The organism is Methylobacterium sp. Leaf399 (assembly GCF_001424525.1).
GTDB lineage: Bacteria > Pseudomonadota > Alphaproteobacteria > Rhizobiales > Beijerinckiaceae > Methylobacterium.
Window position 1 is genome coordinate 165,062 of the sequence record NZ_LMQK01000032.1, and the last position, 14,027, is coordinate 179,088.

General features: G+C 71.3%; 15 protein-coding genes. 8 read left to right on the forward strand and 7 right to left on the reverse strand.

The window, feature by feature from the left end; translation table 11 throughout:
• Positions 1–154 precede the first annotated feature (154 nt).
• Genes thrS through ASG40_RS17105 form a run of 3 tightly spaced genes read left to right on the forward strand, consistent with a single transcriptional unit; the run spans position 155 to position 2,740 of the window.
• Positions 155–2,182 carry a threonine--tRNA ligase gene (thrS, locus tag ASG40_RS17095; protein ID WP_055888414.1) on the forward strand — a complete coding sequence of 676 codons (2,028 nt, stop codon included), beginning with the start codon at positions 155–157 and terminating at the stop codon, positions 2,180–2,182.
• A 16-nt stretch (positions 2,183–2,198) separates the two neighbouring features.
• Positions 2,199–2,462 carry a DUF5397 family protein gene (locus tag ASG40_RS17100; protein ID WP_244480651.1) on the forward strand — a complete coding sequence of 88 codons (264 nt, stop codon included), beginning with the start codon at positions 2,199–2,201 and terminating at the stop codon, positions 2,460–2,462.
• A complete protein-coding gene (locus ASG40_RS17105) occupies positions 2,462–2,740 on the forward strand; it encodes a virulence factor (protein ID WP_055888416.1) in 279 nt (92 codons plus the stop codon). Before ASG40_RS17100 ends, ASG40_RS17105 begins: the two co-directional genes overlap by 1 nt.
• A 6-nt stretch (positions 2,741–2,746) precedes the next feature.
• On the opposite strand, the gene ASG40_RS17110 is transcribed toward ASG40_RS17105, so the two are convergent.
• Positions 2,747–3,670, reverse strand: coding sequence for a hypothetical protein (locus tag ASG40_RS17110; protein WP_055888542.1), 924 nt, complete (start codon positions 3,668–3,670; stop codon positions 2,747–2,749).
• Between the two features lie 260 nt (positions 3,671–3,930).
• Between ASG40_RS17110 and ASG40_RS17115 the strand changes: the two genes are divergently transcribed.
• Together ASG40_RS17115 and ASG40_RS17120 are read left to right on the forward strand one after the other, a co-directional pair.
• A complete protein-coding gene (locus ASG40_RS17115; protein WP_055888418.1) occupies positions 3,931–4,494 on the forward strand; it encodes a nitroreductase family protein in 564 nt (187 codons plus the stop codon).
• 99 nt (positions 4,495–4,593) lie between these two features.
• Positions 4,594–5,205, forward strand: coding sequence for a flavin reductase family protein (locus ASG40_RS17120; protein ID WP_055888424.1), 612 nt, complete (start codon positions 4,594–4,596; stop codon positions 5,203–5,205).
• Here the strand turns inward: ASG40_RS17120 and ASG40_RS17125 are convergent.
• Positions 5,177–5,773, reverse strand: coding sequence for an aldolase/citrate lyase family protein (locus ASG40_RS17125; RefSeq protein WP_055888426.1), 597 nt, complete (start codon positions 5,771–5,773; stop codon positions 5,177–5,179). The two genes, ASG40_RS17120 and ASG40_RS17125, sit on opposite strands and share 29 nt — an antisense overlap.
• A gap of 173 nt (positions 5,774–5,946) precedes the next feature.
• Here ASG40_RS17125 and ASG40_RS17130 point away from each other — a divergent pair, with 173 nt between their 5' ends.
• The gene (locus tag ASG40_RS17130; protein ID WP_055888428.1) at positions 5,947–7,029 is read left to right on the forward strand and encodes a hypothetical protein; all 1,083 of its coding nucleotides are present in this window, start codon (positions 5,947–5,949) and stop codon (positions 7,027–7,029) included.
• Entirely contained in the window at positions 7,026–8,474 is a 1,449-nt protein-coding gene (locus ASG40_RS17135) for a DUF2336 domain-containing protein (RefSeq protein ID WP_055888430.1), read from the forward strand. Before ASG40_RS17130 ends, ASG40_RS17135 begins: the two co-directional genes overlap by 4 nt.
• 19 nt (positions 8,475–8,493) lie before the next feature.
• On the opposite strand, the gene ASG40_RS17140 is transcribed toward ASG40_RS17135, so the two are convergent.
• Positions 8,494–9,270 (reverse strand): NAD kinase, encoded by a 777-nt coding sequence (locus ASG40_RS17140; protein WP_055888432.1) that lies wholly within the window; start codon positions 9,268–9,270, stop codon positions 8,494–8,496.
• Positions 9,271–9,354: 84 nt separating this feature from the next.
• On the opposite strand from ASG40_RS17140, the gene cutA reads away from it, so the two are divergent.
• On the forward strand, positions 9,355–9,699 hold the full coding sequence (cutA, locus tag ASG40_RS17145) for a divalent-cation tolerance protein CutA (protein ID WP_055888434.1): 345 nt from the start codon (positions 9,355–9,357) through the stop codon (positions 9,697–9,699).
• Here cutA and ASG40_RS17150 read toward each other — a convergent pair.
• The 4 genes from ASG40_RS17150 to ASG40_RS17165 all read right to left on the reverse strand — a co-directional run bounded on the left by ASG40_RS17150 (position 9,678) and on the right by ASG40_RS17165 (position 13,943).
• On the reverse strand, positions 9,678–10,808 hold the full coding sequence (locus tag ASG40_RS17150; RefSeq protein ID WP_055888437.1) for a glycosyltransferase: 1,131 nt from the start codon (positions 10,806–10,808) through the stop codon (positions 9,678–9,680). The two genes, cutA and ASG40_RS17150, sit on opposite strands and share 22 nt — an antisense overlap.
• Positions 10,808–11,566, reverse strand: a complete 759-nt coding sequence (locus ASG40_RS17155; protein WP_082524129.1) for a lysophospholipid acyltransferase family protein — start codon at positions 11,564–11,566, stop codon at positions 10,808–10,810. The genes ASG40_RS17150 and ASG40_RS17155 overlap by 1 nt, the downstream gene beginning before the upstream one ends.
• A gap of 85 nt (positions 11,567–11,651) precedes the next feature.
• Entirely contained in the window at positions 11,652–13,187 is a 1,536-nt protein-coding gene (locus ASG40_RS17160; protein ID WP_055888446.1) for a phytoene desaturase family protein, read from the reverse strand.
• Between the two features lie 207 nt (positions 13,188–13,394).
• Positions 13,395–13,943: a c-type cytochrome gene (locus ASG40_RS17165; RefSeq protein WP_055888448.1), complete on the reverse strand. Its 549-nt coding sequence runs from the start codon at positions 13,941–13,943 to the stop codon at positions 13,395–13,397.
• Positions 13,944–14,027: the final 84 nt, after the last annotated feature.

Below are 14,027 nucleotides of genomic sequence, written 5' to 3' on the forward strand. Positions count from 1 at the left end.
CGCCCGACCTCGCGCCAGGCGACGGCGGCGGCACCGTGATTTCGTCCCGCCCGGTTTCGGTCTAAAGGGCACGGCCCGCCCCCTTTGGCGGGACCGCCGAAAAATTCCGCTTACCTGCCTCGTTCGCAGGAGTGAGCGACAGGAGACCTGACCGATGCCCATCCTGACATTCCCCGACGGCAATACGCGCGACGTCGAGGCCGGCACCACCGGGCGCAGCGTGGTCGAGGGCATCGCCAAGAGCCTGGCCAAGCGCACCGTCGCCATGGCGCTGGACGGCAGGGTCTGCGACCTCGCCGACCCCATCGACCGCGACGCGCGCATCGAGTTCCTCGACCGCACCGACCCGCGCAGCCTGGAGCTGATCCGTCACGACTGCGCCCACGTGCTCGCCGAGGCCGTGCAGGCCCTGTGGCCGGACACGCAGGTGACCATCGGCCCGGTGATCGAGAACGGTTTCTACTACGACTTTTCGCGCCCCGAGCCGTTCACGCCGGAGGACTTTCCCAAGATCGAGGCCAAGATGCGCGAGATCATCGCGCGCGACGCGCCGTTCACGAAGGAGATTTGGACCCGCGAGGACGTGCGCAACCTGTTCTCGGAGAAGGGCGAGGCCTACAAGGTCGAACTCGTCGACGCGATCCCCCCCGGCGACGACCTCAAGATCTACCGGCAGGGCGAGTGGTTCGACCTGTGCCGCGGCCCGCACATGACCTCCACGGGCAAGGTCGGCACCGCCTTCAAGCTCATGAAGGTCGCGGGCGCCTACTGGCGCGGCGATTCCAACAACCCGATGCTGACGCGCATCTACGGCACCGCCTGGGCCACCAAGGAGGACCTCGACGCCTACCTGCATCGGCTCGAGGAGGCCGAGCGCCGCGACCACAGGCGCCTGGGCCGGGAGATGGACCTGTTCCACTTCCAGGAGGAAGGGCCGGGCGTCGTGTTCTGGCACGCCAAGGGCTGGACCGTGTTCCAGGAACTCATCGCCTACATGCGCCGGCGCCTGAAGGGCGACTACGCCGAGGTCAACGCCCCGCAGATCCTCGACAAGTCGCTGTGGGAGACCTCCGGCCACTGGGACTGGTACCGGGAGAACATGTTCGCGGCCCAATCGGCCGGGGACGAGGCCGAGGACAAGCGCTGGTTCGCCCTGAAGCCGATGAACTGCCCCGGCCACGTGATGATCTTCAAGCACGGCCTGAAGTCCTACCGCGACCTTCCCTTGCGCATGGCGGAGTTCGGGGTGGTCCACCGCTACGAGGCGTCCGGCGCCATGCACGGCCTGATGCGGGTGCGCGGCTTCACGCAGGACGACGCGCACATCTTCTGCACCGAGGACCAACTCGCCGCCGAGTGCCTGGCGATCAACGACCTGATCCTGTCCACCTACGCCGACTTCGGCTTCGGCGACATCGTCGTGAAGCTTTCCACACGCCCCGAGAAGCGCGTCGGCTCGGACGCCCTGTGGGACCACGCCGAAGACGTGATGACCCGCGTCCTGGCGCAGATCGAGGCGCAGTCGGGCGGGCGGATCAAGACGTCGATCAACCCGGGCGAGGGCGCCTTCTACGGGCCGAAGTTCGAATACGTCCTGCGCGACGCCATCGGGCGCGACTGGCAGTGCGGCACGACGCAGGTGGACTTCAACCTGCCCGAACGGTTCGGCGCCTTCTACGTCGACGCCGAGAGCCAGAAGACCGCGCCCGTCATGGTCCACCGCGCCATCTGCGGTTCGCTGGAGCGGTTCACCGGCATCCTGATCGAGCATTTCGCCGGGCATTTCCCGCTGTGGCTCGCACCGGTCCAGGTGGTGGTGGCCACAATCACCCAGGATGCCGACCCCTACGCCCGCGAGGTCGTCGCCGCCCTCGACCGGGCGGGGATGCGGGTGGAGGCGGACCTGCGCAACGAGAAGATCAACTACAAGGTCCGCGAGCATTCGCTGGCCAAGGTGCCGGTGATGTTGGTGGTGGGCCGCAAGGAGGGCGAGGAGCGCACCGTCTCGATCCGCCGCATGGGCAGCCAGCAGACCCGGACCGTGGGCCTCGACCAGGCGCTGGCCGACCTCGTGGCGGAGGCGACCTCGCCGGATCGCAGGCGGGCAAATGCCGTCGCCGAGAGCGTGCCGAGCGAGGACGTGACGCTCGACGGGCGGCATGCGGTGGCTCCGGCGCCCTGAGCCGAAGTTTGGACGTGTGCCCCTGTTCGATGTCGTCTTTCAGGGCCGCGTTTGGTACCTTCCGGACATGAGCCAAGCCGCGATCGAATCACGCCCGTCCCCGCAGAGCCTGATCGGCACATGGCGCCGGTTCGGGGAGATCGGCCCGGTCTATGAAATCGTCGGTGTCGGAACGACATCGTCCGCGGGTGATCCAGCCATGCGGGTTCGGGTCGTCGAGACGAACGAAGAGGTCGACTACCGCCTGAAGGACCTCCTCGACGATCCGATCGAAGGCTGATGTTCGCCATTGCCTTCGATCTGGTCGTCGCCGACACCCAAGCCCATCACCCCAAAGGTGTCCCGCAGGCCTACGCCGATATCCGTTCTACGCTCGATCGTTACGGTTTTGCGTGGATTCAGGGAAGTCTCTACGTCAGCTCCGACGAGGATCTCGCGGTCCTCTTCTCGGCGATCACGGCATTGAAAGCGCTTCCCTGGTTTCCACGGTCGGTACGCGACATCCGTGCCTTTCGGATCGAACAATGGTCAGATTTCACGACGCTCGTGCAATCCTGACCGCTATCACCCCGCCTTGGCCAGAACCTCGATATCCCGGTTCAGCCCGCTCTCGACCTTGAACTCGCGGGTGTAGACCTGACCGTCGTGGCGGGCGATCAGCACGTAGTCGCCCTCCGCCAGCGTCACCGCCGGGAAGGCGCCGATCGCCTCGCGGATGGTGTCGCCGCCCGGGGTCAGCACGCTGAAGGCGGTGCCGGCGAAGGCCTCGGCGCCGGGTGCCGCCACGAGCTTGAGGGTCACCGTGGCGGCACGGTGGTTGAGGGTGGCGTCGGTGACCTTGCCGACGTCGACCTTGAGGTCGGCCCGCTGGATCGCGTTCGATTCCCCGTAGGTGGAGACCACGTGATAGGTCCCCTCCGGCAGGCGGATCAGGTCGCCGGCCTTGACGGCGCTGCGCACCAGGCGCCCTTCGGAATTGGCCCCGATCGGCACGAAGATCGAGAAGGCGAGGTCGGCGGGCGCGATCCGCACGTCGCCGATGGCACCCGAGAGCCGCAGGGCACCGGCGTTGATCCGCACCTGCTCGGTCATGGCGGCGCCGGAGACGACGATGCGCCTGGAGGCGCTGGCGAAGCCGTAGGTGACGGTGGCGACGTAGGCCCCCGGCGCGAGGGAGAAGCGCGGGTCGGCGTCGGTGGAGCGGGCGACGATGGCGGGCCGGCCGGCATCGCTGCGATCCTCGTAGATGCGCCAGGTGAGGCCCGAGCGCAGGGCCCGGTCGCTCCCGGCGAGAAGCGCTGTGAGACTCAACGCGGTCTCGCCCTGGGTGGAGGGGAGGGGCAGTTGCCCGCCGGTGATGGACGGGGTCGGCAGGCCCTGGTTGCGGCCCGGGGGCTCCTCGGCCCGAACCGGGGCCGGGCCGGCGATCGTGAGGATCACGGCGAGGATCGAACCGCACCGTCCGGATCGACGGCAGGTCAGCCGCATCGCATTCATCCCACGCCTCCCGAAAGCCCGCATCCACCGGCCATGCCGCGCGACCGTGGCGGCTCCGTGACGAAAGCCGATGCCGGCGTGGACGCCCGTCCGCATCCATGCACTCTTAAGGGCATTTATGGGGGCATTTATGGACCCTTTGCCGCGTCCGTCTCCATTCCGGCGGATGGGCCGCTTCGCCTATAGGGGGTGTCGCACCGTCGGCGGGACCGAAGGCGGCCGCCGCCGACCGCCAGCCGCGAAGAGCCCCGATGACCGCCACCCTCGACCTCCTGCGCACCCGCCGCTCCGTGCCCCCGGTGAACCTCGCCGAACCGGGTCCGAGCGAGGAGACGCTCGACGCCATCCTCGCCATCGCCGCGCGGGTGCCCGACCACGGCAAGCTCGCCCCCTGGCGCTTCATCGTCATCGAGCGTGAGGCGCGGGCGCGCATCGGGGAGGTGATCGCCGAGGCCTACGGCGCCGACCATCCCCAGGCCGATGCCGGCCGCCTCGAGCTCGAACGCAGACGGCTGTCGCACGCCCCCTGCGTCGTGGCGGTGGTGTCGCGGGCCGGGCCGCATATCAAGATCCCGGAGTGGGAGCAGGTGCTCTCGGCAGGGGCGGCGACCATGAACCTCGTGGTGGCGGCCAATGCGGCCGGTTTCGCCACCGCCTGGCTCACCGAATGGTTCGCCTACGACCGGCGCGTCCTCGATGCGCTCGGGCTGGCGCCGCAGGAGCGGATGGCCGGCTTCGTCCACATCGGACACCCCACGGACATCCCGAGCGACCGGCCGCGGCCGGATCCGGCTTCGATCGTCACCCGGCTCTGAGGGTCCCCACCGAAACGACGGACTTCGAGCCACCGGACTTGCAGCAGAATTCACGTCGCGACACGAAGTCCCTGTTTCCGTGGGAGCCCCGAGGCCCGCATGCATTACGATTCGACCGACCGGACCCTGCCCCACAACCCGTTGAAGGCCCTCGTCGCGCCGCGGCCGATCGGCTGGATCAGTTCCATGGACAAGGCGGGCGCGCTCAACCTCGCCCCCTATTCCTACTTCAACGCCATCGCCAGCGACCCGGACATGGTGATGTTCTCCTCCTACGGCCGCAAGGACGCGCTGGCCTTCGCGGAGGAGGGCGGCGAGTTCGTGTGCAGCCTCGCCACCTACGCCCTGCGCGATGCCATGAACGCCACCTCGGCGCCGCTGGAGCGCGGCCGCAGCGAGTTCGCCTTTGCGGGCCTGACCCCGGCCCCGTCGCGAAAGGTGAGGCCGCCGCGGGTGGCCGAATCGCCGGCGGCGATCGAGTGCCGCTGGGTGCGCACCGTGCCGCTGGTGCCCCTGGAGGGCGGCGAGGCCAGCCACTTCATGGTGATCGGGCAGGTGGTGTCGGTCTATATCGACGACGCCTTCGTCAGGGACGGCCAGGTCGACACCGCCGCCATGGGCCCGATCATGCGCGGCGGCCATACCGACTACTTCACGGTCACGCCCGAGAGCCGGTTTGAACTCAAGCGTCCGCCTGGGGCGGGGCAGTGATCGCCGCGACCTGGCCGGGTCGGGCCGCGATCTTGGCCGCGAACCCATAGGCCCTGGCGGCGGCGACATCGCCCGCCAGCTCCGGATCGTCGGGGCAGGCCGTATCGATCGCCGAGATGCCGGCGGCGGCGGCCGCGATCCGCACGAGCCCCCTGATCCGGGCGAGCGGCGCGACGAGCCCGCCGGCCGCGTCGCGACAGGCCGGCAGCCCCATCTCGGCGCAAAGGGCCTGAGCGTCCCAGGCGATGCCCGACAGCCGCGGACCGGCTCCGACGAGGCTCGGCAGGCCGAGGACGCCGCGGGCGTCGGCGATCATCGCCACGATCCGGATGGACCCGTCGCCGAGCCCGGCCCGCGCCTCATGGACCGCCAGCCGGACGCCGAGGCGCGCGACGTCACGCCCGTCCTGCACCGGTAGCAGGAGGCCGGCGGCACCGGTCGCGATCGGGGCCCCGCCGTCGCCGTCCTGCGTGGGAGCCGGCGCGAGCCAGTCCACCCCGGCGGGCCAGTCCACCCCGGTGGGACCGAACCGGTCCTGGCCTGCGTCGCCCAGGAGAATCGCTCGCATGAGGGAATCGCTCGCATCGGCGGGCGCCGGCCTGCGGGAAGGGTGAACGGCGCGGGGCCGCCTTCAAGCTTCCTTTACCATAGGCAAGACAAAATCGCGCGACCGAGGGAGGGCCGACGCCATCCCTCCGGCGCGGCGTCCCATCCGGCGCGGCGCCCTCACCCGGACGGCGCATGTACCTGTTCACCACGCCCACCGCGACCACCAGGGAGACCGGCACCGGCCGGGACGCCGGTGCGCGCGCCACGGCCGGGACGGGCGGCGGCGCGGTGGTGGACGCCATCCGCGAGGGTGCGCAGAGTTCGGGGACGGGGTTCGACTATCTCCTGGCCACCGCCAAGCGCGAATCCGGGCTCGATCCCTCGGCCAAGGCCGGGACCTCCTCGGCCACCGGCCTGTTCCAGTTCATCGAGCAGACCTGGCTCGGGGTCATGAAGACCGCCGGACCCAAGCTCGGCCTCGCCACCTATGCCGACGCCATCACCGCGCGCGCCGACGGTACCTTCGCGGTGGCGGATGCCTCCGCCCGCCAGGCGATCCTCGACCTGCGCCGCGACCCCAGGATCGCCGCCACCATGGCCGGTGCCCTGACCCAGGCCAACCGCGACGCCCTCACCACCAGCCTCGGGCGCGAGCCGACCTCGGGCGACCTCTACGCCGCCCATGTGCTCGGCGCGCGCGGGGCGGCCTCCCTCATCGGCACGGCGCAGGCGAGCCCGGCCCGCGCCGCAGCCCTCGACATGCCCGAGGCCGCGGCCGCCAACCGCTCCCTGTTCTACGACAGGACCGGGCGGCCGCGCGGCGCCGCCGAACTCTATGCCTTGCTGGGCACCGCCCAGGCCGCGGGCCAGGCCGGGGCGGCACGGCCGGCCGCTTCCACCGTCACCGACCTGCCCGGCGCCCCCACCGCCTATGCCGCCCTCGAGGGCGGCGGCCTGCGCTCGATGTTCCAGACCGACCGTCGCCAGGGCGCCGTCTCGGACGGCGTCGCCAAGCTCTGGCAGGCGCGCGGCACCATCGAGGCGACCCGCAGCGCGCCGAGCTACTTCCCGCGCTCGGACGGCACCGGCACCGAGACGGTGGCGGCGCCGGCCGCCACCGCGGTCCAGGCCGAGACGGCGCGGGTCTCGACCGTCTCCGTCGCCCTCGTCGGGGCACCGGCGCCGCCGCCGCGCCCGGCCGAATTCGTCGTGCCGCCGAGCCGCCAGGCGGGCAGCCTCGTTCCTTTCCTCTCCACGACCCGGAGCGGTCCATGATCATCCGCCAGTTCCTCGCCTGGACCCAAGACGATTCGACGGCCCGGCGGGCGGAGGCGGCGACGCATCTCGCCAGGGCCTTCCTCTACGGCGGCCTCGACGCGGAGGAGACCTGGAACGCCAGGACCGCCCTGATCGGGCTCCTCGACGATCCCTCGCGCCAGGTTCGGCTGGCGCTGGCGCTGGCCTGCGCCAGTGCGCCCGAAGCGCCGCGCGCGCTCATCATCGCCCTGGCCTCCGACCAGGCCGACATCGCCGCGGTGGTGCTGGCGCGGTCGCCGGTGCTGAGCGACGCCGACCTCGTCGACGGCATCGCCATCGGCTGCGAGACGGTCCGTTCGGCGATCGCCGCGCGCGACCGCCTCAGCTACGCGGTGGCCGGCGCCCTGGCCGAACTCGGGGAGGTGCCGTCCCTGGTGGCGCTCGCGACCAACCACGAGGCCGAGATCACCACCGGGAGCCTCCTGCGCATGGTGGGCCGGCACGGCGACGCGGCGCCCTTGCGCGAGGCGCTGCTCGCCCGGCCGGACCTGCCCCTCGAAGTGCGCCAGGCGATCACCGCCCGCCTCGCCGAGACGCTCGCCGCCTTCGCGGTGGATTCCGGCTGGCTGACGCCGGTGCGCTCGGAGCGCGCGAGCCGCGAGGCCCGCGAGCGCGCCACCCTCACCTTCAGCGTCGACGCCCACCCCATCGACCTCGCCCGCCTCGTGACGCACCTGCGCCGCCAGGGCGAACTCAACGCCGGCCTGATCCTGCGGGCGATCCTGTCGGGGCGGATGGCCTTCGTGGAAGCGGCCCTTTGCGATCTCACGGGCCTCGGCGGCAACCGCGTCGCCGGGCTGATGCTCGATTCCTCGGGTGCGGGATTCACCGCCCTCCATCGCCGCGCCGGCCTGCCGGAGGCGCTGCTGCCGGCCTTCTCCGGCGCCCTCTCGGCGTGGCGGGAGGCCAGCCGCGGCCGCGTCGAGATCTCGGACGCGGCACTGTCGCGGCGGATGATCGAGCGGGCGCTCACCGCCTGCGAGGCGATGCCCTTCGCCGAGGCGTCCGGCATCGTGGCGCTGCTGGCGCGCTACGAGGCCGAAGCCGCCCGCGACGAGGCCCGCCTCGTGGCCAAGGCGCTGGGCGAGGTCGCCCAGGCCGAGGAGAAGGCCCGTATCGAGGCCGAGGTGATCGATGCCGAATGGCGCGACGCGCAGGCCCGGATCGCCAAGGCGCCGGACTACGCCGACCTGGAGGCGACCGCAGCCCCCGCCGCCGACGTGGCCGCCGACGTGGCCGCGCCCGGATCGGTGGCCGCCATCCTCGACGGCCTGTCCGACGCGCTGATGCGGGAATTCGCGCAAGGGGTCGAGCGGACGCCCCCCACGGCTACCACCGAGGACACGATCCCCGACACCCTCGTGGCGAGCTACCGCGCCGACCGGGTGCGGCTCGCCGCTTGAATGAGCCGGCGGAGCCGGTTCACCCGAACTGCTCGCGCAGGATACGCTCGTCGAGGCTGTGGTCGGGGTCGTGCAGGAGGACGAGGTCGGTCTCCTGGTCGAGCCAGGTCTCCACCGTGGCGACGCGGCGGAACTCGGTGTGGTCGGCCACCGCCGAGACCGGCCGATGCTCGGCGTCGATCACCTCGATGCGGATACGGGCGTAATCAGGCAGCAGCGCCCCGCGCCAGCGCCGGGGCCGGAACGCCGAGATCGGGGTCAGGGCCAGGAGCTGGGCGTTGAGCGGCAGGATCGGCCCGCCCACGGAGAGGTTGTAGGCGGTCGATCCGGCCGGGGTCGCCACGAGCACGCCGTCGGCGATGAGTTCGGGCAGGCGGACATGACCGTCCACCGCGATCGTCAGCTTGGCGGTCTGGTGGGTCTGGCGCAGCATGTAGACCTCGTTGAGCGCGCGCGCCCGGTGCGACCGCCCCTCGGTGTCCACCGCCTCCATCAGCAGGGGATGGATGATGCTGACCTGCGCCGCCTCCAGCCGCTCGATCAGCCCGTCCTCCCGGAATTCGTTCATCAGGAAGCCGACGGTGCCGCGGTTCATGCCGTAGATCGGGGTGCCGGCGGCCATGAAGCGGTGCAGCGCCTGCAGCATCAGGCCGTCGCCGCCCAGGGCCACCACCACATCGGCCTCCTCGGGCGCCACGTGGTCGTAGCGGCGCATCAGCGTCGCGGCGGCCTGGCGCGCATCCGGCGTCGGGCTCGCGATGAAGGCGAGCCGGTGGAAGCGCCGCGGGTTCAGCATGCGTCCGCCTTCTTGACGCGGGGGCTTCCCGCACCTCTCCATCGGGGGCCGCCGTATCGGCGGGTCCGACGAAAGGCTCTTAGCATGGAGCGTCCGCTCCTCGTCTACACCACCTTCCCCGACGCCGGCACGGCGCTGGCCATCGGCGAGGAACTGGTCCGGGCCAGGCTCGCCGCCTGCGTCAACGTGCTGCCCGGCATGACCTCGGTCTATGCGTGGAAGGGCACGGTGGAGCGCGGGAACGAGGTCGTGACGATCCTCAAGACCCGCGAGAGCCTGGGGCCCGCCCTGGCCGCGGCGCTCAAGGCGCGCCATCCCTACGAGACGCCGATCGTCCTGCATCTGCCCGTGCTGGAGGCCGACCCGGACACGATGGCCTGGATCGTGGCCGAGACGGGCGACGAGCCTCAGGCTCCGCCGACGGGGTAGCTCCGGCCCTTCCACAGGGCGGCGCCCGCCCGCTTCTTGCGCAGGAGCACGTTCCATTGGATCGCCAGCGCCACGGTGACGCCGAGCGGATGGAGCAGGATGGTCGCCGCCGGCTCGCGGGTGACCAGCGTGATCGCCATGCGGGTGCCCAGGGACACCAGCAGGGCGGCGAAGGCCACGAAGGTGGCGGCACCGGATGAGGCGCCCACCGCGGCGGCGGCCAGCAGCAGCCACGGGAGGATGTGCCCCCCGGCGAGCAGCAGCGTCCAGACCGGCAGGGCCCGGGGGGTGGCCAGCCCCTCGTGGGCGTTCTTCGAGAACCCGGCCCAGGATTCCCTGAAGCTGCGATACATCCGGCAGGTCGCCAGCGCATGGCCGGCGACGAGGTCGGTCCGGTGTCCGGCCTCGCGCAGGAGGCGCGGCAGGAAGACGCCGTCGTGCAGCCGCGCCCGGATGGCGCCGTGGCCGCCGGTGGCGGCATGGACGGACCGGTCGACGAGGACGAGCTGCCCGCAGGCCGCGCCGAGGGACGGACGCAGCGAGGCGCGCATCATCGCGATCGGCAGGTAACCGACGAGCAGGAAGTTGATCATCGGCACGGTGAGCCGTTCGCCGAGCGTCTCCATACGCTGGCGCGGCACGGCGCTGACGAGGGCGGCGCCGCTGCGGGCGGCGTGTGCGGCCAGACCGGCGGCGGCCCGCGGCGCCAGGGCCACGTCGGCATCGATGAACAGCAGGCGGTCGCCGCGGGCCTCGGCGGCGAGCTTGGCGCAGGCGTGGTTCTTTCCCGTCCAGCCCTCGGGAAGGGCCGGGATCGCGACGAGGCGCAGGCGCGGGTCGGCGTTCGCCATGTCCCGCACGATCGCGGCGGTGGAGTCGGTGGAGTGATCGTCGCCGACGAGAACCTCGACGGCGATGCCGGTGCTGGCCAGGGCGGCGGTGACAGTGCCTGCGATGGTCGCCGCCTCGTCGCGCGCCGGGATCAGGATCGAGACGAGGTCGCCGCTGGCCGCATCGGGCTCGGGCGTCCGCAGCAGGGTGAGATTGATGGCGGCGAGGACGGCGGGAAGCAACGCGAGGGCGAAGGCGGCCAGCGAGAGGGCGAGCATCACGGGGCGGGTTTCCCGAGCGCGGCAGCGCGGTGGGCGGGGTCGAAGCGGCGTCCCGTGACGAGGCCGCGCAGGCGACGCCAGCCGTCGTAGACGCCCCCGACGCCCTTCGTCCCCGCCACGAGATCGTCGAAGCGGGCGGGATCGCGGGCGATCACGTCACCGCTCAGCCGGTCGAGGGTCGCGATCAGGTCGGCCTCCAGGCGTGACAGGCGCTGACCCCGGGGCAGGGCGAGGAGGTCGCGGGCGAGGATCGGCGCACCGAAGGCGGCGAAGGCCTCGCCCCCCCGCTCCTCCCAGAACGCGTATTCGAGGGCGAGCGGCACCAGGACGGCGTCCGGGGCGATCTCGGCGACATGGGCGACGCCGGCCTTGAGGCCGAGGGGCCGCACCCGGACGTCGGAAAAGCGCCCCTGTGCGGTGATCCACATCATGGCGTCGCGCCGCGCCAGGAGCAGGCGGGCGGCGCGCAGGAACTGGGCCGCCCCGCGCGGCGAGTCGATGTCCACCGCGAAGGCGCCGATGCGGGAGAAGATGCCGTAGCGCTCGAGCATCTTGGCGTCGAACGGCGCGAAGCTGACACGGGCGGGGAACAAGCGGTCGGCGAGGAGGACGACGACGGCCGCATCCCACCAGGCCGGGTGGTTGCAGTAGACCACCACCGGCCCGGGGTGATCGGCGATCGCCGGGCGCCCCCAGTCCGCCAGCCGTACCGCGTTGAGGTGGCGGCGGGTGAACCGGGTGAAATAGGCGACCATGAACGCCCAGGCGAGGGCCGAACGCGCGGCGCCCGGATCGTCCGCCGCCGGTCGCCGGCTCACGCTCGAACCCGGGACATGCGCATCACGCCGCGCTCTTGCCGGCCCTGGCGCCACCCTGGATGTCGGTATCGAGGGCATCGGCCGCGATCCAGCCCGACATCATCACCATGGGCATGCCGGGGCCGGGATGGGCGGCGCCGCCGGCGAGATAGAGGCCGCGCACCTGGCGCGAGCGGTTGCCCGGCTTGAACGCGCCCATGAACTTGCCGTGGGAGGCGAGACCGTAGATCGCGCCGTTCAGGACCTTGTAGCGCTCGTGGATGTCCTGGGGCGTCAGGTGCCGCTCCACCACGATGCGCTCCTCCAGGTCCGGCATGCCGGCGGTACGCTTGAGCTTGTCGAGGATCACCTGCCGGTAGGCCGGGAACATCGCGTTCCAGTCGTGGTGGGGCCGCAGGTAGGGCGTGTGGACGAGGACGTAGAGCGCCTCGCCGCCCTCGGGCGCCACGCTCGGGTCGGTGGAGGAGGGGGCCGCGAGATAGGCGGTGGGGTCCGGGGCCGGCTCGCCCTTGTGGTAGATGTAGTCGAACTCCTCCTCCGGATCGCGGGAGAAGACGAAGTCGTGGTGGTTCAGGTGCTCGTAGCGCTTGTTCAGCCCGAGGTAGAGCACCACGCCCGAACAGGCCGGCTCGAAACTCTTCTTCTCGTAGGATCGGCCGACGTCGCCACCCACCAGCTCGCGGTAGGTGCGGACCGAATCCATGTTGGAGATCACGGCGTCGAACGGCGTGACGCCGGTGGCGGTCTTCACGCCCTTGACCGCGCCGTTCTCGATGGCGAGGCCGGTCACCTCGTCGCCGGGGCGCAGGGTCGCGCCGAGTTCGCCGGCGAGCTTGGCCAGGGCCTCGGCCACCGCGCGGGTGCCGCCCATCGGATACCAGACGCCCTCGGCGGTCTGCATGTGGGCGATGGCGCAGAGGACGGCCGGGGCACCGTAGGGCGAGGAGCCGACGTATTGCACGAAGTGGTCGAGCATCTGCGCCAGGCGCTCGTCCTTGACCTTGGACCGGATGGTGCCGGCCACCGACGAACCCATGCGCAGGGATAGGACGTCCCGCAGGGTGCCGGGATTCATGTTGGCGCGAATGTTGATGGTGTCGAACAGGTCTTCCACCGGCTTCCAGAAGAAGAACTTCTCGGAGACGCCGTGGAGATGCTCGGAGATTTCGAGAAACTTCTTGTAGCCCTCGCCGGAGCCGGTGCCCGGCGCGAAGCGGTCCATGGACGCCGCCATGGTCGGCACGTCGGCCATCAGGTCGATCTGGGTGTTGTCGTCGAAGAAGCAGCGCCACTGCGGGTCGAGCCGGCGCAGGTCGAGGTAGTCGGTGATGTCGCGCCCGGCCTCCTGGAAGATGCGCTCCAGCACCTTCGGCACGGTGAGGATGGTCGGCCCCATGTCGAAGCGGAAGCCGCCCTCGTGCAGCACCGCCGCCTTGCCGCCGAGCCAATCGTTCTTGTCGTAGAGCGTGACCTTATGGCCGCGCGCCGCACTCACGCAGGCCGCTGCCAACCCGCCCAACCCCGAGCCGATGACGGCAACCGAAGACTCGACACCCATGTTCTTGACGCTCCCGCGGGCAGCATGACCCACCGCTGCCCGGATGCAAGCTAGGCCGGATCACCGGACGGTCAACGCGCTACCCGGTCGCGCCCCGTCGGGGTCCATCGGTCCCGCGCCGCGCGCTTGCGGAGGTTATGAAAATCCGGCCGGCGGCGGCCGGGCCCGGCCCGGTCCGCCCGACCGTCGCGCGATCGGGGCTTGCGATCAGGGCTTGGCTTCGGCGGCCGGAAGCGGCTTGGGGCTCTCGGCGAGGGTACGCAGGTAAGCGATGACGTTGGCCCGCTCCTGCGGCGAGGAGATGCCGGCGTAGGCCATCTTGGTCCCCTTGATGTACCCCTTCGGGTTCTCGAGGAAGCCGTCGAGCTGCGCGTAGTCCCAGACGCCGCCCTTCTCCTTCAGGCCGGCCGAGTACTCGAAGCCGGCGTGCGAACCGAGCTTGCGATCGACCACCTCCCAGAGGCCGGGGCCGACCTTGTTGGCGCTGGCCTTGTCGAAGCTGTGGCAGGCCTGGCAGGCCTTGCTGCCGGCCTGGCCCTTCTCGGCGCTGGCGCTGGCCAGGCGAACCGCGATCGGCTCCACCTTGGCCGCCGCCGCAGGGGCGCCGGTGGCGGCGACGGGCTCGGGCAGGGCGTAGCCCGCACCGCCGGCGGGCTTGGAACTGTAGATCAGCTCGGCCACGAACCCCGAACCCATGGCGAACAGGAGGGTGCCGAGCACCGCGCCAGCAACCTTGTTCAGCTCGAACGAGTCCATTCTCGACAACTCCGGTGCGACCAGCCGCGATGGCGCGCGGGCACGTCCGGCGGTCGTTGCACGCCGGACTTTTAAAAAGGGTTG

What these genes read in the sequence shown, in the direction of transcription:
- ASG40_RS17150 (WP_055888437.1), bottom strand. Translation starts at nt 10,808, where the DNA reads ATGCTCGCCCTCTCGCTGGCCGCCTTCGCCCTCGCGTTGCTTCCCGCC.
- ASG40_RS17130 (WP_055888428.1), top strand. Translation starts at nt 5,947, where the DNA reads ATGTACCTGTTCACCACGCCCACCGCGACCACCAGGGAGACCGGCACC.
- ASG40_RS17110 (WP_055888542.1), bottom strand. Translation starts at nt 3,670, where the DNA reads ATGCGGCTGACCTGCCGTCGATCCGGACGGTGCGGTTCGATCCTCGCC.
- ASG40_RS17125 (WP_055888426.1), bottom strand. Translation starts at nt 5,773, where the DNA reads ATGCGAGCGATTCTCCTGGGCGACGCAGGCCAGGACCGGTTCGGTCCC.
- cutA (WP_055888434.1), top strand. Translation starts at nt 9,355, where the DNA reads ATGGAGCGTCCGCTCCTCGTCTACACCACCTTCCCCGACGCCGGCACG.
- ASG40_RS17140 (WP_055888432.1), bottom strand. Translation starts at nt 9,270, where the DNA reads ATGCTGAACCCGCGGCGCTTCCACCGGCTCGCCTTCATCGCGAGCCCG.
- ASG40_RS17115 (WP_055888418.1), top strand. Translation starts at nt 3,931, where the DNA reads ATGACCGCCACCCTCGACCTCCTGCGCACCCGCCGCTCCGTGCCCCCG.
- ASG40_RS17160 (WP_055888446.1), bottom strand. Translation starts at nt 13,187, where the DNA reads ATGGGTGTCGAGTCTTCGGTTGCCGTCATCGGCTCGGGGTTGGGCGGG.
- ASG40_RS17105 (WP_055888416.1), top strand. Translation starts at nt 2,462, where the DNA reads ATGTTCGCCATTGCCTTCGATCTGGTCGTCGCCGACACCCAAGCCCAT.
- ASG40_RS17120 (WP_055888424.1), top strand. Translation starts at nt 4,594, where the DNA reads ATGCATTACGATTCGACCGACCGGACCCTGCCCCACAACCCGTTGAAG.
- ASG40_RS17155 (WP_082524129.1), bottom strand. Translation starts at nt 11,566, where the DNA reads ATGGTCGCCTATTTCACCCGGTTCACCCGCCGCCACCTCAACGCGGTA.
- ASG40_RS17165 (WP_055888448.1), bottom strand. Translation starts at nt 13,943, where the DNA reads ATGGACTCGTTCGAGCTGAACAAGGTTGCTGGCGCGGTGCTCGGCACC.
- thrS (WP_055888414.1), top strand. Translation starts at nt 155, where the DNA reads ATGCCCATCCTGACATTCCCCGACGGCAATACGCGCGACGTCGAGGCC.
- ASG40_RS17135 (WP_055888430.1), top strand. Translation starts at nt 7,026, where the DNA reads ATGATCATCCGCCAGTTCCTCGCCTGGACCCAAGACGATTCGACGGCC.